General features: G+C 48.7%; 20 protein-coding genes. 19 read left to right on the plus strand and 1 reads right to left on the minus strand.

The features are described 5' to 3' along the window. Position 1: 1 nt before the first annotated feature. The 17 genes from ACI351_RS00825 to ACI351_RS00905 all read left to right on the plus strand — a co-directional run bounded on the left by ACI351_RS00825 (position 2) and on the right by ACI351_RS00905 (position 18235). Positions 2 to 730: a lysophospholipid acyltransferase family protein gene (locus ACI351_RS00825; RefSeq protein ID WP_439733361.1), complete on the plus strand. Its 729-nt coding sequence runs from the start codon at positions 2 to 4 to the stop codon at positions 728 to 730. Next, entirely contained in the window at positions 727 to 1107 is a 381-nt protein-coding gene (locus ACI351_RS00830; protein WP_439733362.1) for a hypothetical protein, read from the plus strand. The genes ACI351_RS00825 and ACI351_RS00830 overlap by 4 nt, the downstream gene beginning before the upstream one ends. Further along, positions 1104 to 1559: a hypothetical protein gene (locus ACI351_RS00835; protein ID WP_439733363.1), complete on the plus strand. Its 456-nt coding sequence runs from the start codon at positions 1104 to 1106 to the stop codon at positions 1557 to 1559. The genes ACI351_RS00830 and ACI351_RS00835 overlap by 4 nt, the downstream gene beginning before the upstream one ends. Beyond that, on the plus strand, positions 1556 to 2191 hold the full coding sequence (locus ACI351_RS00840; protein ID WP_439733364.1) for a LolA family protein: 636 nt from the start codon (positions 1556 to 1558) through the stop codon (positions 2189 to 2191). The genes ACI351_RS00835 and ACI351_RS00840 overlap by 4 nt, the downstream gene beginning before the upstream one ends. Further along, complete coding sequence (locus tag ACI351_RS00845) at positions 2188 to 4458, plus strand: hypothetical protein (RefSeq protein ID WP_439733365.1); 2271 nt, start codon at positions 2188 to 2190, stop codon at positions 4456 to 4458. The genes ACI351_RS00840 and ACI351_RS00845 overlap by 4 nt, the downstream gene beginning before the upstream one ends. Continuing rightward, a complete protein-coding gene (locus ACI351_RS00850; RefSeq protein ID WP_439733366.1) occupies positions 4446 to 4859 on the plus strand; it encodes a hypothetical protein in 414 nt (137 codons plus the stop codon). The genes ACI351_RS00845 and ACI351_RS00850 overlap by 13 nt, the downstream gene beginning before the upstream one ends. Continuing rightward, positions 4850 to 5206, plus strand: a complete 357-nt coding sequence (locus ACI351_RS00855; protein WP_439733367.1) for a hypothetical protein — start codon at positions 4850 to 4852, stop codon at positions 5204 to 5206. The genes ACI351_RS00850 and ACI351_RS00855 overlap by 10 nt, the downstream gene beginning before the upstream one ends. Further along, on the plus strand, positions 5203 to 5676 hold the full coding sequence (locus tag ACI351_RS00860; RefSeq protein WP_439733368.1) for an acyl-CoA thioesterase: 474 nt from the start codon (positions 5203 to 5205) through the stop codon (positions 5674 to 5676). The genes ACI351_RS00855 and ACI351_RS00860 overlap by 4 nt, the downstream gene beginning before the upstream one ends. Beyond that, positions 5673 to 6818, plus strand: coding sequence for a glycosyltransferase family 2 protein (locus ACI351_RS00865; protein WP_439733369.1), 1146 nt, complete (start codon positions 5673 to 5675; stop codon positions 6816 to 6818). The genes ACI351_RS00860 and ACI351_RS00865 overlap by 4 nt, the downstream gene beginning before the upstream one ends. Beyond that, positions 6811 to 7737, plus strand: coding sequence for an LpxL/LpxP family acyltransferase (locus tag ACI351_RS00870; RefSeq protein WP_439733370.1), 927 nt, complete (start codon positions 6811 to 6813; stop codon positions 7735 to 7737). The genes ACI351_RS00865 and ACI351_RS00870 overlap by 8 nt, the downstream gene beginning before the upstream one ends. Then, positions 7704 to 7964, plus strand: coding sequence for a phosphopantetheine-binding protein (locus ACI351_RS00875; RefSeq protein ID WP_439733371.1), 261 nt, complete (start codon positions 7704 to 7706; stop codon positions 7962 to 7964). Before ACI351_RS00870 ends, ACI351_RS00875 begins: the two co-directional genes overlap by 34 nt. Continuing rightward, positions 7964 to 9163, plus strand: coding sequence for a beta-ketoacyl synthase N-terminal-like domain-containing protein (locus tag ACI351_RS00880; RefSeq protein WP_439733372.1), 1200 nt, complete (start codon positions 7964 to 7966; stop codon positions 9161 to 9163). Before ACI351_RS00875 ends, ACI351_RS00880 begins: the two co-directional genes overlap by 1 nt. After that, positions 9156 to 9935 (plus strand): beta-ketoacyl synthase N-terminal-like domain-containing protein, encoded by a 780-nt coding sequence (locus ACI351_RS00885; RefSeq protein WP_439733373.1) that lies wholly within the window; start codon positions 9156 to 9158, stop codon positions 9933 to 9935. The genes ACI351_RS00880 and ACI351_RS00885 overlap by 8 nt, the downstream gene beginning before the upstream one ends. Next, the gene (locus ACI351_RS00890; RefSeq protein WP_439733374.1) at positions 9925 to 11058 is read left to right on the plus strand and encodes an AMP-binding protein; all 1134 of its coding nucleotides are present in this window, start codon (positions 9925 to 9927) and stop codon (positions 11056 to 11058) included. The genes ACI351_RS00885 and ACI351_RS00890 overlap by 11 nt, the downstream gene beginning before the upstream one ends. A gap of 224 nt (positions 11059 to 11282) precedes the next feature. Then, positions 11283 to 15764 (plus strand): hypothetical protein, encoded by a 4482-nt coding sequence (locus ACI351_RS00895; protein ID WP_439733375.1) that lies wholly within the window; start codon positions 11283 to 11285, stop codon positions 15762 to 15764. A gap of 472 nt (positions 15765 to 16236) precedes the next feature. Further along, positions 16237 to 17601, plus strand: a complete 1365-nt coding sequence (locus ACI351_RS00900) for an MFS transporter (protein ID WP_439733376.1) — start codon at positions 16237 to 16239, stop codon at positions 17599 to 17601. 130 nt (positions 17602 to 17731) lie between these two features. Further along, positions 17732 to 18235, plus strand: a complete 504-nt coding sequence (locus ACI351_RS00905) for a type IV pilin protein (RefSeq protein WP_439733377.1) — start codon at positions 17732 to 17734, stop codon at positions 18233 to 18235. A gap of 226 nt (positions 18236 to 18461) precedes the next feature. Here ACI351_RS00905 and pyk read toward each other — a convergent pair whose 3' ends face one another. Further along, a complete protein-coding gene (gene pyk, locus ACI351_RS00910; RefSeq protein ID WP_439733378.1) occupies positions 18462 to 19883 on the minus strand; it encodes a pyruvate kinase in 1422 nt (473 codons plus the stop codon). A 145-nt stretch (positions 19884 to 20028) separates the two neighbouring features. Here pyk and ACI351_RS00915 point away from each other — a divergent pair, with 145 nt between their 5' ends. Next, a complete protein-coding gene (locus ACI351_RS00915; protein WP_439733379.1) occupies positions 20029 to 20490 on the plus strand; it encodes a hypothetical protein in 462 nt (153 codons plus the stop codon). Positions 20491 to 20502: 12 nt separating this feature from the next. Beyond that, positions 20503 to 21378 carry a hypothetical protein gene (locus ACI351_RS00920; protein WP_439733380.1) on the plus strand — a complete coding sequence of 292 codons (876 nt, stop codon included), beginning with the start codon at positions 20503 to 20505 and terminating at the stop codon, positions 21376 to 21378. Positions 21379 to 21430: the final 52 nt, after the last annotated feature.

A 21430-nucleotide genomic window follows, 5' to 3' on the forward strand; every position in this document is an offset into this window, starting at 1 on the left:
AATGATGCACGCGCTGCGTACACTCTTTAACACCGCCATAATTGGTTCCTCGGCCATATTATGGCTTTTTGTTTCCGGCCTCGTTGCCGGACCGTTTTTGTGGCTGTTTTCCGGTACCAAGGGCCGTAACGTACGCAAGTTCGTTTACTGGCAGTCACGCGGAATTTTATTTTGTATGCGGCTCTGTTCTTCCGGTTGGAAAACGCAGCAAACGGCAAGACCGAAAGAACCGTGCATTGTGGCGGCCAACCACGCCTCGTCGTTAGATTTGTACTGCGTGGCTGCGCTGGGGTTTGACAATGTAGTCTACATTACCAAAGGCTGGGTATTTAAACTGCCTTTCTTCCGCTATGTAATGAACGGCGCGGGATATTTGGACGCAGAAAAAACACCGCCCGAAAAAATGCTTGCCAAATGCCAAGAAGCCCTGCAAAACGGGTGTGACATCGTGCTGTTTCCGCAAGGATCGCGAAAAAACCCGAACGCGCGTTTTAAAAGCGGCGCATTCTATCTAGCCGAAAAAACGGGTGCTCCCATAGTGCCCGTAGCCATTGGCGGAACAGGAGAAATGCTTCCGGCGGAGTCTATTACACTCCACCCCGCAAAAATCGTTTTAAAATCACTGCCCGCCGTTTACCCGAAAGACTTTCAAGGCGAACTGGCCCACTTGGAAATGGCGCGCGAGACAAAAAACCGCATTATGCAGTCTTTACAGGAGGACTTACAATGAAAAAAATGTTAGTTTTGGCGGCTTTTTTAGCCGTACTGGCGGGGTGCAGAAGCCTGCCGCAGGTGTATAACGTGCCCCAGCACACGGTCGCTTTGGCTGAAGGCAAAACAATGCGCGAAGCTATTTTACAGGGCGGCGAAGGACGCCGGTGGGTAATGAGCGAAACGGCCCCCGACGTCATCACGGGCCGGCTGACCTTGCGCGGACATATCGTGGAAGTCAAAATCCCGTATACCGGGAATTCCTATGCCATCGAATATGCGAACAGCCAAAATATGAGATACAACGCGAAAAAGAACCGTATCCACCCTAAATACAACCAATGGGTGCGTAATTTGGATTTAAACATTTCCCGCTTCGCGCAAAAAAGTAAATGACGATTTCATTTTCCCCCGTAGACACCCTCGTTCCGCACAAAAAGCCGATGCTTTTGGTGGACGAAATTTTGTCCGTTACCGAGCCGGACGCACGCGTCAAAAGCGTCGTCCGGCCGGATCATCTGTTTTTGCGCGCGGACGGCACGCTGGCGCCTGAAGCATTAATCGAAATTGTGGCGCAGAGCTTTGCCGCGTGCGAAGCGCAACGGCGGGAACTCGCCGGGCTGTCCACCGACGGCGGCGGATATATGGCTTCCGTACGGGAATTTGAGGTTTTTCTTCCTGTGCGCGCGGGGGACGAACTGGTTACCCGTGTTACGTTAAAGGACGATTTTATGGGTACGCGCATTGTGGCGGGTGAAGTGTTTCGCGGGGAAGAAAAAGTGGCGGAGGGAACCGTCTATATTTTTATGTGGGAAGGAAAAAATCCCCCCGAAGGAGGAATCTTATGAAACACCTGTTATGCGCGCTGTTGCTTTTGGTTTCTGCCGCGCTTAGGGCTCAGCAAGCCCCCCAAACGCCGCCCCAAAATACCGACGCGGCCCAAACGGCTGCGGACGACACGTACGCGCGGGAAATTATCGTCCGTTTCGGCGCGGTAAATACGCTGCACAGCCGTTTTACGCAGGAAAAACATCTTACCTTACTGGCCGAACCCGTGGAAAGCCAAGGCGTTTTTTCGTTTGAAAAAAATCCGGCGCGGCTGCGTTGGGAATATACGGAGCCTTTCCAAAACGGTTTTTTAATGGACGGGGATAAAACATACCGTTTGGAAAAAGGCGTCAAAAAAGCGGTCAAGGGGATAATGTCACGCAATGTGGCCGCACAAATGCTTGTGTGGCTGACGTTTGATTTAAAAACGCTGGCAGAAACGTACGATATTTCGTTTTTTGAAGGAGGCGTAACCCTTACGCCAAAAAACAACGACAACCGTCTGCTTGATAAAATTACCGTTTGGTTCGCCAAAGACAACCCGCAGGCGCTCTCCGAAATCCGTTTGGACGAAAACGGGGGAGATTATACGCTTTTAAAATTCTCGGATACGCAAATCAACCAGCAGCTTCCCAAGGACGCTTTTTTGTGAAAACAATTTTTCTGCGGCGTAAAATACTGTGTCTTTGTGCTGTACTGGCGTGTGCCGCCGCTAGCGGGGCACTCCTCACGCACATAAAGCCGGAGGAAAATATCCACACAATGATTCCCGCTGCCGTGCGGGAAAAAGTGGAGCTATTTGAACATTCCCCACTAAATAAAAAAATCTTTGCCGTCGTGCGAGCGGACACCGCCGCGAGTGCGGCCGAAGCCGCCGACCAATTACGCCAAAAATTAACGGACGCTAAGCTCGTTCGCGCGCCGTTTTCTCCCTCGCCGGACTTTGCCCTAACGCTTTTTCACGCACTTCCCACACGGTTCACGCAAGCGGACGCGTCCGCCGCACAAACTACCCTATCACCCGAATATGTTTCGCAAAAAATGCGTGAAAATTACGAGCACTTACTTTCTATGGAAGGCTTACTCTTAAAACCTCTTATCGCGTCCGATCCGCTGGGGCTGACGGGTCTTGTTACGCACAAACTGGCCGCGCTCGGCGCGGGAACGGGGCTTGATTTTAAGGACGGTTTTTTATCTTCCTCCGATGGGAAAACGCTGATTGCGCTGTATGACGGCACGGGAGAAGAAAGTTTTAAAGGAGCTGAAGATTTTTCCCGCCAATTTCATACGCTTGCCGCCAAGTTAGGGAACAACATTCAGGCCTTTTATTTGGGCGGGCTGCGCTATACGGTAGAAAATATTTCCGTTATCCGCGCAGACTTATGGCGCGTCACCACACTGGCGCTGGCCGCACTGGCATCGGTATTTTTTATATTTTTACGGCGCAAAAGCGCACTCTTAATTTATCTTTTGCCCTTTATCATTCTACCGCCCGCCGCGCTCGTTACGTATGCGGTTTTCGGCGGAATTTCCGGCATCACACTCGGTTTTGGCAGTGTGGTGGCGGGCCTGTCGGCCGATTATTCCATTTACCTGTTTTTTGCGCTCCAAAAAGACCGCCGCTCCCCGCAGCAAACCGTGCGGCTCCTGCGCGGACACCTTCTTTGCAATTTTATGACGTCCGCATTGTGTTTTACTGCGCTTTTTTGTTCGTCTGTGGAACTCTTTAAACAAATTGCTGTTTTTTCAATAACCGGCTTGACGTTTGCGTTATTGTTGGCTCTATACGTTTTTCCCCCGTTCTGGACGAATACGAACGCCAAAGTTTCCGTTCCCGTTTTTTCTGTACGCGCCCTTTCAAAAAAATGGTCCGTATGGACAATCAGCCTAACACTTCTCTTTGGAGCGTGGGGCGTAACACATACGAATTTTTCAGGGAATATAGAAGATTTAAACTCCACTTCCGCCTCCTTTAAAACCCATAAAGCCGTGTTTGACGAAGCCTTTTCCCAAGCAGCTACGGACAATGCACTTGTGTTCGTAAAAGGCGCCTCCTTAGAAAACGCGCTTGAAAACAACGAACAAGCCTCCGCTTTCTTTCCCGTCCCATTGGCTGCCTGCGGAGTATTTCCATCCACTAAACAACGCGCAGAAAACACCGCACGGTGGAAAGCGTTCTGGAACGCCAACCGCACGCAGTACGCGCGGCTGCTTATCGAAGAAGAATCCGCCAAACTCGGCTTAAATCCGTCCGCTTTTGCACCGTTTTGGCAACAGCTGAAAAATCCCGCGCCGGACGCCTTTGATTTTACGCAAATTTACAACCCCGCCGTACAGCTTTCAAACGGCGCGTTCGCCGTCGTCAACGTGGTGCCCAATACGGCGGAATATGAAGCATCCGCCAAACAGGCGGGCGCGGTATTTGTATCGGGATCGGGATTAAAAAAAGAACTTCTTGCAAGTGTACGCGGGGAAGCCGTAAAAATTGTTTTTCTGTCGATTGTGTTTAATTTTCTGGCGGTACTGCTGGTGTTTAGAAACGTGCGCGAAACGCTGTTATGCTTTATCCCCGTCATACTGGCAGGAGGGTTTACGTTCGGATGCTTTTGGGCCTTTGGCGTCAAAGTCAATCTGTTTGTGCTGGTATTCTTGCCGCTCCTAACCGGATTAGGAATAGATTACGGTATTTTTCAAGTGATGAAATTCCGCGCGGCAAAGGGAGAGCGCATCATATATCCCCCCGCTGCCTTATGGACGGCCGCGCTTTCCACCTTAGCTGGTTTTGGCGTATTGGCGTTTGCGCGCCACGGCGTACTATTTATTATGGGAATGTCGTCCTTTTTGGGAATTGGCGGGGCGATACTGGCCGCGCAGTTTATTTTACCCGCTTTTTTGGAGAATAAAAAATGCGTCCGCTAATTTTTACCGCACTTTTTCTGTTTATGGGATGTTCGTCAGGTCTCGTGTACAAAACCGCTCAGGCGGATAAACTAAGTCCTGCGCGTACCGCCCGCCTAACGGGAGAAGTGCGCCCGTGGGGATTATATTTTACGGCAATTGCGCAGGTTGACGGCGGCGCGGTACGCCTGATTGTCCTGTCTGAAATTGGATTTAAATTACTTGACATAAATGTCACGCCCGAAGAAACCGCCGTCTATTACAAATTTAAAAAACTGCCCGCCGCGGCAGCAGCAGCGTTTGGGCGGTTTGCACGCAAAACTTTATTGCAACCCTGCCCGCCGAAAAATTTATCGTTTACGGATCCGCACACCCGCGCGGTATTTGAAGCGTCCGTACAAGGAGCGAAAATATGTCTTTAGAAACGTCTTTGCAAGCCTGTTTTAAACACACAGAGGGAGCAGCATTCGTTTATTTCATTCCGGAAAATTTTCCGGCATTTGAAGGGCACTTTCCCAATAATCCGCTGCTGCCCGCAGTCTGCCAAATAAGCCTATGCGCGGACGCGGCTTCGCGCCAAACGGGCAAACGCTTGGAAGTAAAAAGCGTCGCGCGCGCCAAATTTATGCGCCCGCTGCTTCCCCGCACCTATTTGCACCTTACACTTACGCCGCGCGCAGACGGCAAAACGCTCTGCGAATTGGCGGAACCCAAAGACGGACAAAAATTCAGCCAAATGATTCTTTCATTTCAGGAGCGCGACAAATGAAAAAAATTACTTATTTTACCACGCCCGAAGGCGCGCCCGCGCCGCTAGAAATGTCTGTTTTCCGCACGGTGCGCTTTAACGAAGTGGACCCGATGGGCATTATGTGGCACGGCCATTACGCCGGTTTTATCGAGGATGCACGCGTGGCGTTGGGCAATGCGCTGGGTATCGGATACCAAGATTTTTATGAACACGGCATAGTGATTCCCGTGCGGCAGTTTCACGTGGATTATTTATCGTCTTTAACTTACGGAAAACGTTACGAAATCAAAGCGCGGCTTTTTTACAGCGAAGCGGCGCGGCTGAATTACGATTTCACATTTTTAGACGAAAACGGCCGTATAATGGCGCGCGGCTACAGTGTGCAGTTAATGATTAACGAAAAGGACAAAAACCTGCTGTTTGAATGGCCGGAATTTACGCATCAATTTCTACACAAATGGAAAGAAGGAAAAATTAATCTAAAATGAAATTTCTTACTGTCATTCCGCATTATAATCACGCCCGCACGCTTAAAAGCGTGGCGCAAGACGTTTTGCGCTATATGACAGACGCAACGGTATTTGATGACGGCAGCGATATAAATCCCGCCCCGCTTTTGGAAGGGATACCCGTTTCGTTCATTCGATTTGAAAAAAACCGCGGCAAGGGGGCCGTTATTTTAGACGCGGCCCGTTACGCCAAAGCGCGCGGGTTTACCCACATTATCACTATAGACGCCGACGGCCAGCACAACGCCGCCGATATTCCCCTACTTATCAAAGCGGCGCGCCAAAACCCGCACGCGCTGATTATCGGCGCGCGGAGGTTTAACAAAAAGCAAGTGCCTTTTTCCTCCCGTTTCGGACGTAAATTCGGTGGTTTTTGGGTACATCTTCAGACGGGCAAAAAAGTGTCTGATATTCAAAGCGGCTACCGTTGTTATCCCGTGGAAATGCTCCTCTGCCAGCGGTTTTGGTGCAAACGCTATTCGTTTGAAGTAGAAGCAGCAGTCAAAGCATTGTGGAGCGGGTTCGGCGTACAAGAAGTTCCCGTTGGCGTTATTTATCCGCCGAACCGCATTTCCCATTTCAGCGTATTTCAAGACAATTTTCGTTTAAGCATATTAAATACGTATCTTACCGTACGCGCAATGCTGCCGATTCCCCACCGCCAGTACGCCCCAAATAAAACGACCGGAGAACCAGTCAAACGCGGGTATTGGGAAGTAATGATTGAAAATTTAAAACAGCCGGACAGCATTACCAAAAACGCGTTTTCCGCCGCTTGGGGTATTTTTTGCGGCTCTATTGCGCTTCCTGCGGTACGCCAAGTAATGCTCTTCTTCGGCGCAGGGTGGTGGAATTTAAATAAAATTTTGAGCATTTCATTTGAAAAATTTTGCATCGGCCCAATTGTACCCGCCCTATGCATTGAAGCGGGATATTTTCTGCGGTATGGACATTTTTTAACCGAGTTTAATATGACCACCCTTGGCCGCCAGTTTTTACAACGCGTGTGGGAGTGGGTGCTCGGCTCGCTTATCATCGCACCGGTCCTCGCCGCCGTAACGTTCGGCGGGGTATGGATCATCGGGCTAATGCTGCACAGGAGTTTGCGTGAACATGCCTAAAGAAACTATGGGCCGCAGTTTGGGGTCCAAGCTCAAGCACCGCTTTATGTACACCCTCATTTCAGTGGGAGGCCGCAGGCTTGCCTATGCGTTTTTATATATTGTGGTATTTTTTTATTCACTCTCTCCCGCCATCAGCCAAAAATCCCGCGCGTATATTACGCGCCGTTTCAAACCGCGCTCCAAATGGGATTTTTTTAAACATACATATCTTTTAAACTTAAATTTTGGGCGTACTTTGGTAGACCGCGCCGCATTGGGAATTTTGGGAACGGTTAAAGTAAATTCTACAGAAGAAGAACGGCGGCTCTGCCAAAATCTCTATGCAAAAGGAAAGGGCCTCATTTTGCTTACCGCCCATTGCGGCGCGTGGCACGCGGCGGTTAATTTGCTTGATTTTATACCCGCAAAAATCCACGTGCTTTACTACAAAAACCCGCAGGATAATGATAAAACCGTCGCCGAACATTCCGGCCGGCAAGCACGGTTTTCATTTATCAATCCGGCGGGACCGTTGGGCGGAATTATGGAAATGATGGCCGCACTGGAAAAAGGCGAAGCCGTATGTGCAATGGCGGACCGCGTTTTCGGAAATCCAAAAAATACCGTGGAGGCAGACTTTTTAGGCGGAAAAATACGCGTGCCTTATAGCTTTTATCGTCTGGCGGCGGCTACGGGCGCACCCGTGGCAGCGATGTTTTTCCCGCGGGTGGGAGCGGGAGAATTTACCACGTGGACGGCTGCCCATTTTTCCGTGCCTGATTCCGGCTCTGCCAAGGACTCGTACGCCCATTTTGCACAACAATTCGTAGACGCTTTAGAAGAATTTTGTATAAAATATCCGTATCAGTTTTTTAATTATTTTGACCTTTGGGAGGAGTCCTTATGCAAGAAACCATCGATGAAATCAAACAACTGATTTCCTCCGGCATTGATTTGGGCGGCGCCGACTTGTCCAAATTCGGTGCGGCGGACGCCATTTTTGGCGACCAAGGCCTCGGTCTTGACAGTCTAGACGCCGTAGAACTGATTATGCTCATTCAAAAAAAATACGGCATTACTATTGAAAATATGCAGCAGGGCCGTGAAATTTTCAAAAACTTGGGCACCCTAGCTGCCTACATCGAACAAAACCGGAAAAAATAATGAACTCCGCCGTGATAGCCGGCACCGGATGCCTTTGTGCTTGCGGGAATTCATCGGAAGATTGTTTTAAGGGCGCGCTTAGCGGAAGCGCGCGGTTTGCGCTTCCGCAAGGACGGGTGGAAAGCACCTATGCCGCTTCGTATCCGGTCTTTTTGGCAGCAGACGAAATCGTAAACGCCCGACCTCCGGAAGAAAGTTTAAGTTTACACTATTTTTTAACTGCCGCCAACGAAGCATTTTTGGACGCAGGTGTATTTCCCGCCGAACTATCCGCAAAAAAACGCGTGGGCGTAATTGTGGGAACTTCAGTAGACGCTTCATTCCATTGTTTTGATTTGTACAAAAGCCGTCGGGTAGGAAAATCTTCCCCCGCAAGCGAACAAGAACTGGCGCATTATTTTGCTTCCTCTACCGCACTTGCCGTCAGCCGCTGTTACGGGTTTAACGGGCCGTTTCAAACCGTAGTTACTGCTTGTGCAAGCGGGACGGATGCCATAGGCCTTGCGCGCAGTTGGATTTTATCCGCTCTATGCGACGCGGTACTGTGCGGCGGAACCGATGAAATCAATTTAATTCCCTACAATGGTTTTATCCGCCTGATGATTGCGTCCAAAGAACGTTGCCGCCCGTTCGACAAAACCCGCTGCGGTATTAATATCGGCGAAGGTGCAGGAGCACTCCTGTTAATGAACGAAGAAACCGCACGAGAATTTTCCGTCCGCCCTAAAGGCTACGTGCTGGGATACGGTAACGCCTGTGACGCATATCACCCCACGGCGCCCGATCCCGAAGCCAAAGGCTTGCAAAAAGCCGTCTGTTTTGCTCTGCAGGATGCAGCCCTTGCACCGGCAGATCTTGCGTTTGTCAATGCGCACGGCACCGCCAGCCTAGCCAACGATGCGGCCGAAGCGGCGGCGTTTAACACCCTTTTAAAAGGGGTTCCCGTATGGGGTTCCAAAGGAGTAACGGGGCATACACTTGGAGCGGCGGGAGCCGTGGAAGCGGTGTTGACGATTAGCGCTTTAAACAAAAAAATACTGCCGTCTACCGCCGGATTCTCGCAGCTAGATGAAGCAATCGGGGTTACGCCGTCTATAAAACCGCTTCCGCTGACAAAAAAGGCCGCTCTCTCCGATTCGCTGGCATTCGGCGGATGTAATGCGGCGGTCATTTTAGGCGCGGAGGATTACTATGGCTGATTTTTACATCAACGGATTTTCTAGCTTAACGGGTGACGCGGATGCGGCCTCCTTTGTGCCTTACTTTGAAGCACGCAGGCTGCGCCGTATGGAAGCTATCGCAAAAAACGTGCTTTTATGTTCGTGCCGCGCACTTGAACAGGCAGGGGCGGATCTTCATGCTCCCAAAGACACGGGACTCAGCGTCGCCGTTGGAGCGGGGTCATTAGAAAGCACGTGTAAATTTATGGACACGATTATTGATGACGGAGACGAATTATCCTCCCCCACCGCTTTTGCCGGCTCGGTCCATAATTCTACCGGACTGACCCTTTCCATATTCTTATGCCTAAACGGCCCCTGCCTGACGACGGGACAGTTTGATTTTTCCTTCGCGGGTGCGCTGCTTACCGCGCGCGAATTCTTAAAACGTAAAATGTGTAAAGAAGCCCTCGTGGCCGTGACCGAGGACATTAACCCCGCAGCCGCGTATATGGCGCCGGAACACCCGTCGTTATTTGCTCCTGTATTGCGCGGTCCGAAAGGTCCTTTTATGCGCGCGGCAGCCGCATTCGTCATTTCCGACGAACCAACAGAAAAAACGCTGTTTTCTGTAACTGACTTTCATTTTTTTCGCACGGACGCGCCCGCCGCGCCGTGCTCTAATCTTTCTTCCGCTGCTGCCCCTGCACTGGAGGCCGTACGCCGTTTGGAACAAGGCAGTGCTTTCACACTAAAAGACGTGTTTGGAGGAGCGGAAATGACGTTGGAGGTGATTCCATATGTTAAGTAAAGCAGATATTAAACGTATGCTGGGCGATTTGATGCGTACCGAACTTGCCCGAAAAAGGGTGGACGCACTGGCTGTTTTTGAATCGGACGATATCGACGAAGTGTTCGTTCGTATGCCGCAGGAATTGCTGCAAAACGTGTTTATCCATACAGCAGCTGTTTTCGGTTTTGAACCGCGCACGTTTTCCAATTTGGATTTAATGACGGATTTTTCATTTGCCTCTTATATTAAAACGGGCGGAGTAACTTTTTTAACCTCCGGAAGCACCAGCACGCCTAAAAAATGCTTTCACTCCAATTCAATGATACAGGAAGAAGCCTGCGGGTTGAAATTCTTATTTCCCAAGGTACGGCGCGTGGTCTCGTTGGTGCCGTCCAGCCATTTGTATGGATTTTCTTTTACCGTCGCGCTGCCGCGGACGCTTAATGTACCCGTCGTTACCCTACCTGCACTGCCTACCCAACCGTGGGAAAAATTACTGGAAGAGGGCGATGTGATGGTAGGATTTCCGCTGTTTTGGAACTATTGGCTGCGATGCGGAAACCGTTTTCCCCCAGGAATTTACACGCTTTCGTCTACCTCGCCGTGCAAGGACGAAACCATACAAGGCCTGTTGGATGCCGGAACTGCCGGTTTTACCGAAATCTACGGAGCCAGTGAAACGGGTTCCATTGCACACAGGCATTTACCCGCCGTACCGTTTGAAATCCTGCCGTTTTGGGAAACGCTTAACGCCCCAACGCCTAAAATCCGCCGCATTTCGGGAGGAGAATGGAAACGATTGCCTGATCAAGTGGAACTCAAAGGCGAACGCTTTTTGATTCCGCTTAAACGTACAGACGAAGGGGTACAAGTGGCGGGAATCAATGTCTATCCCAAACGAGTTGAGGAAGTGCTGTCCGCCCACCCCGCCATAAAGGAATGCCGCGTACGCTTGATGCGCCCCGAAGAAGGAAACCGCCTAAAAGCGTTTATCGTATTTAATGAGGGATATTCGCAAGAACACTTGGGCATTATCCGCACCTATCTGGCGCAAAAGCTGACGGTGCACGAACTGCCGCGCACGTTTACGTTTGGGGAACATCTTCCTGTATCACACTTGGGCAAGGATTCCGACTGGTAACCCGCTTTATCTTCCGACGGAAATTTTGCCTCGCCATTTTCCCCGTGCAAAAAAATCGGGCTTGTGATACAATAAAAGAGGAAACAAGCTTCATACGTTTCAAATTTGGGTAGGGGTCAAAAGGTTCTATTTGTTTTTTAGGTCTTTTGACCCTTGCCAGTTGTATGGTTTTGTATTAAATTAAAAGTATACGTAGTATAATTTTTGATATTTTAAGAGAGATTATGACCAAAATTCTATCCATTTTTCTTAGTTTTTGTCTTATTTTTGGAAGCGTTGCCCCTTCCCTTGCCCAAAAGAACCCCCTTTCTGCAGGCATTCGCGCTACCTCCGCCATCAAACCAATAATGACAGCCCAAGTACAACGGGTTTTCAGCAAAACAGCATCTTCCGTTATGTTGCCTTCCCGCTATCTTGCCGCCGCCTTGCGAGTCCAATACAGAGCAGGACAGATAACCGTTTCAGGAACATTAAACCAAAAAGTAGAACAGACCGTACAAGCCCAACATCAACTAGCTCAAACACGCATAGATTTTACACAAGTTCAATTTACCACCCGCTCGGCGACAGAAACCATTGATAATTTTGCCACCGCACCTCTTACCGACAGACCCCAACTATTTTTGAATGGACTTCCCCAATTGCACCTTGTGCAAGGACATCCGCTTACGCCCGTTCAGTATGAGCAAGCGGTACATTTTTATCAAAGGCTACTGACCGTTTCCCTAAGTAATCCTGTCCCCAGTAAATCCCGCGAGATAATTATGTACGGATGGGGTCGTAAGATGGCTGCCATTTCCAATTTAGGACTATACGGTACGCAGGCAGACGCGGAATTGATTGTATCGGCCGCCACCGACGTACCCCCATATTTAATACCCTACACCGACATCATTACCGCGCGCGCTTTACTGACTCTAGAAGCCTATGATGCACTTGGAAACTTTGCCAAAGCCCGCGCGGGTAACGGTAAGTTAGAGGCACATTGGCAAGGTATTGCACAGTATGCAGCCGATCACTCGCTGCCTTTGCAATTGCCGGAGATTTCCGCCGGACAACTGCCCGCTATGCCGACAGATGTCCTCGACAGTTTAAAAGAATGGAATGCGTTAAACGCGTATCATAAGGATTTCTCTGCCCAAGCCACAGAAGATTGGCTGGGGTTACGTCAACACGCGTCTTACGTGGTTGACACCCAAGCCGCCGCTAGGGCGGAGCGTCCCGTTACCATTCCCGCCCCACAGAAATCTTTATACATTCCCCCGCATTCCGAAGCCAGTTTGGCCTTAGCCCCAACGGAAATGCTCGCAAAGGACGCGCCCGCACCGCAAGTCGCTGCACAAGATGCCGATGTAACGACCGGAACTTCATTGTCAAATCTAGTGGAACAGCCGAAACCTCTCTTAAAACAACCGACCGGATTTTTCGCCCGCTTTACAAACCAGTTTAGAATCTCGGCGGCCAATATCTCGGCGAGACGGACTTTATCTCAAACTTATCCGCTGCCCACATTCTTAAAACAAATTATTGAAGGGCACGCGGCAGACCACTTTAAAGAAGAGGCATTTGTGCGCCTGTATGAACAAGGCGTATTGCAAGATATTATTGCCGACCTGCCGAAAGCTACCCAACAAAAAATTAAAGCTTGGTACGGCAACCAAGAACTGGGAAAACGCCTCTTAGAATTATACAACGCCGGCATTATCTCTGACGGAATGACCCGCATTACCAACGCGATAAAACAGGAATCGCTGCTACAGCAATTGGATCGTATGGTCGCCAGTCCGGATTGGACTGAACGCGCTAGAGCCGCATACAACGAAATTACCGTTCTTCCCTCCAATTTTTCGGGTGTAGTTCCCCCTATGCCTGAAATTAAGAAAGACGAAATTCTAGCCACTTTCCGTCCGGTAGACTGGGCAGTTCAAAGTCAAGGGGATTACATAAAAAGGAACGAAGAAATCTATTATAAAAATCATATTCCGTTCTATTACCGCTATGCCGACGGCACATTAAGCAGCAAGCCAATAGGAGTATTAACCCAAGAACAGCCCAACTGGTACGGACAATTACTTTCCACTTTTCATCTGGCTGCTCAACCAGGGTTGTCTATTCCCGACGGGTTTGTACTCGCTTTGGACGAAATGGGCCAATGGAAATTTATAATGCCCAATGGAAAACGTGCGGTTGTAGAATCTAATCCGAAATCCAAAAAGCTGTGGGAAGAAATTCAGAAAAATGGCTCTAAACAAGTTGCCGTGGATACGCCTTATTCTTCTTCCGATCTATTGGCTATAGCCAATCTGTTGGAGCATAACCACGATTTAAACTTGGAACTTGTTATGAGTGCGCCGCACTCGCTTAATTTGTTTCTCAAAGTCTTAGGCAGTTATATTGGCTTAGACTCCGCCGGTGCCTTAACCGGTCCCTTTAAAGCCACGTTAAAAGGTTTACAAGGCGTAGCCAATATGATGGGAAACCTTGTCGGCGGTGTGGGTTATATGTCTCCGTGGGCAGGCGGTGCGGCCCAAGGCTTAATGACAAAAATCGGCTCTATTAGAACACTTCAAATTTTGTTTGGTGCGTCCATATTAGGTTTAGGTTATTCTTTGTTCGGTTTGGGTATGACCGGCTTTCAGTCCACGGAATCATTAAAAGCTATTCCGCTTGCCTTGATGGCGCTTCCGATGGTTACCGCAGTATTCGCAGGAAGTTTGCTCGGTACCCAAATGAATGTATTTTTGAACTATTTTAAAGATCCCGTTGCCCGAACCTCCGCCCATTTGGGGTTTGCGGAAACAAAGCAATGGTCTCGTCTGGGATTAGTAGCCGGTACGGCCGGGTTAGGGTTCGCGCTAGATGCAAATTGGAGTATTGTAGTGCCCGTCGCTTTAAGTTTGGTAACAGTTTCCACTCTCTTGTTGTTTAATACCCCTGTATACCGGAAATTTATGGCCGATATGGCCGCACGCAAGGCAGCACAAGCGGATGAACAAGCGCGTTTAGCAGCCTTGACACCGCAACAGCGTGCCGTCGAAGAACTAGCGCGCAGAGAAGCCGCACTACTGCAGAAACAAGAAGGAAAATTTTTGAATCAGTTTTACAAAAATATTTTCCGCGCCAAAGATGAAGTAAAAAGTATTGCTTTCCGCGTCAGAAGCGTATATGCCAGTTATGCAGCCAGTTTAATGATGTTGGGGCAAACCTCTACCGAATTGTTGGGGCCCACTGCCGGACAGTTCTTGGTAGGCGGATTTATGCTGGCCACCGCTTTGATGCGAAGATTTGCCTCCAAAATGGTTTCCTCCAATAAAATGACGGATAACCAGCTGACGGGGATGTCGCTTCCGCTTTTGGCCATAACTGCCGCAGGACTGACTCTGGTGCCTACCACAGGGCCTTTGATTGCTTTGTTTGGAACGTTAGGTATTCTCCATTATGTAGCTACTGCCGTGCCCGGTCAGTTAGATGCTGCGCGTTTACAAAATTTGGTATCTGCCGAAATGGCTAGACGCAAACAAGCGGTCATCGATTATGAAACAATGACACCCGAACAACAAACCGCCGTACAACAGACATGGGATGAATTAGACCAGTTTGTATATGCTAAAAAGACGAAAAAAGAACGGACGGATTTGCTAGACCAAATTGAAAAATCGTGGGCCAGTAAAGCCTCGCGCGACTATTCCTACTTTAACGGTGTAGGATTGGCCGGTATTGTGACGGCCGCCGGAGCGGGTTATCTGTTTGCCGATCTTGGCCCGCAGTGGACAAAAGACCTACTGGATTATGTAGGTTCTTTCCTCGGAGACGAATCCTCCCTCATTACGTTAAACCGTTTGGTACTAGGTTATTCTACGGGAGTTGCCGCGTGGCTGGCCTATAAAAACCGTGGTTTAACCAAAGATTTCTTCTCGCTGTTTAATAAGAAGAAAATAACCGAGAAAAACATCGCTTCCGGCGAAATAACACCCAAAGATTTCGGATTGACGGCCGAAACAATGGAGCGTCAGCTTGTCGGCGTACGCAAAAACCTGCAGAAAGTAGAAGACGAATTAGTGGACTACGGCATCAACTCCGAACGCAAGATGACGAAACACTTGCTGACCTTAATTAATGTGCACAACCGCTTAACTGCTGCCCAAAAGTTGGAAAAAGACGCGGGCAAGGAGCCGTCGTCTGCTTTGGCAGCTGATTTTGAGCACCTGAGAAATGTTCTCATAAAATACCAGAACCTGATGCAACGCAACGATCCGTCCATTATGCTTCAGAATGAATTTAACGCACTTGCTAATGCGCTGTGCATAGACGGTACAACCTTACAAACCTTGAGAACAGACATCACCTATGTGCCTGAAGGCGCTTATACAATGCCACAAGACTATGAAAAGTATGAGGACGCCACTCAGTTAATTTCGGAACTGGACCAGTTGGCCGGTCAAATTGTACAAGACAGCGTAAGCAAGGACACCTATCGCTTGTTTATTACCTATCAGGCGCGCGCAAACGATTTGTTTATGCAATATACCGAGGTAAATCCGGCTGATTCTCCCCGTGTGCTTAAACAGTTGAACAAGCTAAATCGAATTGTTAAAGGATTAAAAGATCAAGATGCTTCGTTCAATATTCTGGAGCGGAACGCCGGCCCCACCAGCCAGCAAGATATTCAAGAATTACGCGGCGTGCTTGCCGGATACGTCGAATAAGGTAATTTATCAAAAATCCCCGATGTAAAAACATCGGGGATTTTATTTGGGATTTTACAGAATACCCCCTACTTTAGCAAGGGATGAATATCCGTAGCCCAGCAAGAAAACGGAATTTTCTTTTTACGGGGGCACTATAGGCAAAAAACTATAGCGAAGAGACAATGGTGCGCTAAAAATCATAGATTTTTCTTTGTAGTCGGCCCCGCCAAAGAGCTTGGCCGTTTTAAACACGTGCAGCGAAAATCTATAGGCGGCAGTACGGGAAGTTCCATTTATCCGCTGGACGTATACTATCCAAAAATTTCAGATGATAAACCGAATTAATTTTGTTATAATTGTAGTGTCGAATTATTCACAAACAAACGGGGATTATTCTTCCCCTCTTTCTAACGAGTGAGCGTTTTGGCGGGAAGCCGGCGCCGGAAAGGAGGAAGAAAAGTTTCTGTTTGATTTCTAAACAGGAGATTATATGTTCGCAAAAATTGTAAATTGGTTCAAACCGCTTCCGGACGCCGCTCCATTATCGGATGAACAGGAAATCAAAAAGTTGTACCGTTCGTGGCGTATTAAGATGTTCTTCTCTATGTATTTTGGGTATGCTTTGTTCTACTTTACCCGCAAAAACTTGGATATTATCAAACCTACCTTAATTGAAAATAACCTCTTTACGGTAGAACAGCTGGGTACCATCGGTATGATTATTTATCTGACATACGGTATCGGTAAATTTGTCAGCGGTATCATTGCAGACAAATGCAATATCCGTTCCGTAATGGCTGTCGGATTGTTCACTTCTTCCGTTATTAACATTTTGTTTGCGTTTATCCCACAGTTGGCTGGAATTCTACCGCTGTCCGCCACTTTCTTAGCGGCTTTTTTATGGGGTTTGAACGGCGTTGCCCAATCGATGGGCTTTCCGCCTGTAGCCAAAGGGTTGGTATACTGGTTCTCCCCTTCTGAAAGAGCCACAAAATGGACATTGTGGTCCTCTTCCCATACATTTGGTGCATTCTTTGTGGCGCAACTAATCTCCTTATTGGCGTGGATGAAATGCGGGTGGCAGATGTCCTTTATCGTGCCGGCCTGTATGGGTATTGCTTACAGCTTGTTTATGCTTTGGGCAATGACCGACAAACCTGCTACTGTAGGACTTCCCGCCATTGAAATTTACCGAAATGACAAAATGCCTGTTACCAAAGAAAAAAGTGATATGTCTCAATGGGAAATCGTCAAAAAATACGTACTGACTAACCCTTTTCTATGGGCCTTGGCCGTTTCGTACGTATTTATTTATTACGTACGTTTTGCCACGTTGGACTGGGCGACCACTTTCTTGGTGCAGGACCGCGGTTTCACGCAAGCGGCCGCCGCTTCCGCGGCTTCGGCTATGCCCTTTTTGGGAATGCCAGGCGGCATTGTAGCGGGTTACTTGGCGGATAAATTTTTCCAAGGACGCTGCACGCAAATGAACTTGATTTACCTCGTCATTTTGGCCGCCAGCTGCTGGTGTTTCTATAAAGTTGCCTCTGTAGACGCCTTTATGCTGACGGCTATTTTCGCGGCCTTTATCGGCTTCTTTGTAGACGGCCCGCAGAACTTGGCCGGCGGCGTGCAGGCTTCACGCGTAACGGTACAGGAATCCGTTTCTGCAGCGTGCGGTTTTACCGGTATGTTTGGCTACTTTGGCGCAATGCTCTCCAGTAAGGGCGCAGCATTTATCAGCGTTAATTATGGTTGGAAAGGCGTATATGTTTCCTGCATATTTGCGTGTATGATCGCTATGGCTTGTATCGCTACCACGTGGAAGAAAGAATCAGCCGGCGTAAAGAAATAATTATTTCCAAAAGCAAACCCCGCTCACAGGAGCGGGGTTTTTGATTGTTCTCATCTACAACTGTTTTCACGCTTGATTTTCTGACCAAATGATAGTATACTGAGAATAGCATCTGTTTGGAGGTATACCTATGAAAAAAGGTTTCACATTAATAGAATTACTTGTTGTTGTACTGATTATCGGTATTTTATCTTCCGTAGCGCTGCCGCAATATACAAAAGCCGTAGAAAAGAGCCGCGCGGCCGAAGCTATAACTACCTTAAAATCTTTGCGCGATGCGCAGGAGATTTGTTTTATGGAAAACGGTATTGGTACTGCTATTTGTACCAGTCAAGACTCAAGCGGAAATAACTTATTTAATTCCTCTTCTGTTACTATTGGAGGAACTCCGCGCACTTGTTCAGGATGTGGGCCTGAGACAAAAAATTGGAGATTCCAAATATCAAATGCTTTTATTGAAGCACATAGAACCAACGGGAAGCTCTACTTAACTACAACCGCAGCGCCGGCGTATCAAGGCCGCCCTGCCTATCAAAAAACCATTTGCCGCGCCGAGGGAAGCGGCACAGCCGCTGATTGTAAGGCAATCGGTTTTACCGTGGATGCCGGAGGTGGTGCCTATTCAATGCCGTAATGACACAATCAGTTGTTACTTGCGTTAGGCAGAGTGCGATTTATTGGTTTATGTCTAAAAAACTCCCTTCACGTACGAGGGGAGTTTTTTTGTGGAGATAAAGACACGCCCCGTACAGCAGGGGCTAGAGCAACAAATATCTCCGGCCTATCTGGGGGATTGCCTTCTACATCAAAAACGCCCCCGTCTTGATGACGGAGGCGTTTAAAACATTCGTACTTTCTAATTAGATGGAAAGCACATATAACATATTGGTAGTACCGGCTTTGCCGTAGGGAATACCGGCGGTTACCACGACGTTATCGCCTTCTTTGGCGAGTTTTTCCGCGAGTACCGCTTTCTTTGCTTCGGCCGTCATATCCTCAAAGTTCTTTAAGTTTTCAATGACGATCGGCGTTACCCCCCATACCACGGTTAGCTGGCGGGCGGTGGTGATATTAGGCGTCAAGCCCAAAATCGGCAATCCGCCGGCACGCTGTTGGGAAGCGCGCAGAGTAGTGGAACCGGAATCAGTAAACGTAACGATAACGTTTGCCGTATCCATATTAGTAGCCACTACACCGGCCGCCGTGGTAATGGCGCCTTCTTTGGTGGAATCGTTCTTGCGTTCCAACAAGGAAAGGCCTTTGCGGTAACGGTGGTCTCTTTCCACGGTTTCAATAATACGGCGCATCGTGGCGACGGCTTCATACGGATGATCTCCCTGAGCCGTTTCGGCGGACAGCATGACGGCGTCCACACCGTCATAAACGGCGGTAGCGACGTCGGAAGCTTCGGCGCGGGTCGGCATAATGTTGTGAATCATAGATTCCAACATCTGCGTAGCCACGATGACCGGTTTACCCGCTTTGCGGCAGCCGGAAACGATTTTTTTCTGGAGTACCGGCACGAGTTCGGGGCTGGTTTCCACGCCCAAGTCGCCGCGAGCAACCATGATGACATCGGTCAAATCAATAATTTCGCGCAAGTGTTCAATTGCGGAGGGTTTTTCAATTTTGGCGATAATGTGGGCTTTGGATTTCATTAAGCTGCGAAGCTCAATGATATCTTCGGGTTCCTGTACGAAGGAAAGGCCGATAAAATCGGCTCCCAACATTTCGGCGATTTTCAAATCTTCTTTATCTTTGGCGGTCAGCGCGGAGAGCGGCAATTTTACCCCGGGCACATTTACGCCTTTTTTGTTGGATAATTCGCCGCCGGCGATAACGGTGCAGTCGGCGGTATCGGCGGTGTGGGAATCCACACGTAAGCGGACGACGCCGTCGTTAAGCAAAAGCTCCAGCCCGTCTTTTATCGCGGCGAAAATTTCTTTATGGGGCAGGCAGACGCGGGTCTGGTCGCCGGGTTCCGGATTCATATCCAAGCGGAATTTGTCGCCTTCGGCGAGTTTAATGCGGTAATCTTTAAAAGTGCCGATGCGGAGTTTCGGGCCTTGCAAGTCAAACAAAATACCCAACGTGCAGTTGTATTTTTTTTCCATTTTGCGGATGTTGGTGACTCTTTCCTGATATTCGGGTAAAGAGCCGTGGCTGCAGTTGCAGCGGAATACGGAAACTCCGGCTAAAACCAATTTTTCGATAGCTTGTTCATTGCTGGTATCGGGACCGATGGTCGCGACAATTTTACAAAAGTCAGTATTTTTCGGCATAATTTATTTCTTTTCCTCAGTTTACTTCTTGGAGTAAGGGGCCGGCTCTTCGCCATTTTCCCCCTTCTATTATTATTTTATTATTTTTGGGAGAGATTTGTCATTAAATCTTTACAACAAAAACTAAAATCCATACAATATAAATATGATTGAAACATCGTCTCTATCTCCCAAAAAAGATTATTTTGCCCCCATGCATACCGCCGAGCACATTTTAAACCAAACAATGGTGCGCGTTTTCGGCTGTGCACGGAGCAAAACCAACCATATTGAGAAAAATAAATCCAAGTGCGATTATTTTCTCCCCACCGCTCCGTCTAAAGAACAAATGCACGAAGTTGAACAGTTGGTCAACGAGGTCATCTCTTCCCGAGTTTCCGTACGGGCAGAAGTATTGACACGTGCGGAGGCGGAAAAACGCATTGATTTATCCTCCCTCCCTCCGGAAGCGGGCGACCAAGTACGACTGGTGTACGTAGGCGCATACGACGTATGCCCCTGCATTGGAAAACACGTGGAGAACACGGCAGAGATCGGACGGTTTAAAATCATCAGTTACGATTATGCGGACGGCAGGCTGCGCATCCGCTTTAAATTGGAAAATTAATTAGGAGAAATTATGCAACACTTGCGCAACAAAGCATTCCTTACGCTGGCCCTATTTTTGGCGGCCGGCCTGCTGCACGCCCAAGACGGTAAACGCGGCTGGCAGATTGAGCTGAAAAAACTGGCGTTTGACGTTACCTCCACCGAAGTAAAAAACGCCAACGTATATCAGGACTTTTCGGAAGCCCGCCTAACGTCCGACTCGCAAAGCGCCGTACGCGGCCTTTTTGATATGATTTCGGACTATCACGCCCAGCACTACCTGTGGACCAACGAACTGTTAATGGATTACGGACGCACGAAAGTGCGCCCCGTAAACGGCGAAAAAATTACCAACGAAAACGCCGACACCATTTTGCTTACCACCGGATACACCCAACGGTTATGGAAGGTAGACGATATTTTAGGCGGTTTTGAAGTGGGTCCGTTCGCCAATTTAGGCTACGAAACCGAGTTTACCAAACCCGACCATTCCCCGCGCAAAAAAATTCTGCGCGGTACGGCCGGCATTAAACTGTTTGAAGGGAAATACCTCAAAAGCTTGTTTGCCGCAGTCGTAGGCGAGCGGGATTACACCTATAACCCCGCCGCCAGCAAATTAGCGTGGGAAGCCGGTTTCAAAATAGAACAACCCGTACGCGAAGGTGTAACGGCCAAGTATTCCGCCTTATACCGCAAGTATGTAAGCACGTCCGAAAAACGCGCGACCGATTTAAACTATGAGTTTGAAGCCGACGCACGCCTAGACGTACAACTTTACAAAAACCTCTATTTGGCGCCTTTTGTGTCGTACTATACAGCTAAAGGGAAATACGTTGCCAAACGCGGCGAAAACGTGTATGTGGGCGTATCGTTATCCTTCAGCCACTTGTTTCACGCGGCACAGTAACGGTTAATTTATCCAAAACGCGTCTGCGGTGTAATCACCGCAGACGCGTTTT

Origin of the sequence: Candidatus Avelusimicrobium sp. (assembly GCF_051874775.1) — a bacterium.
Taxonomy (GTDB): domain Bacteria; phylum Elusimicrobiota; class Elusimicrobia; order Elusimicrobiales; family Elusimicrobiaceae; genus Avelusimicrobium.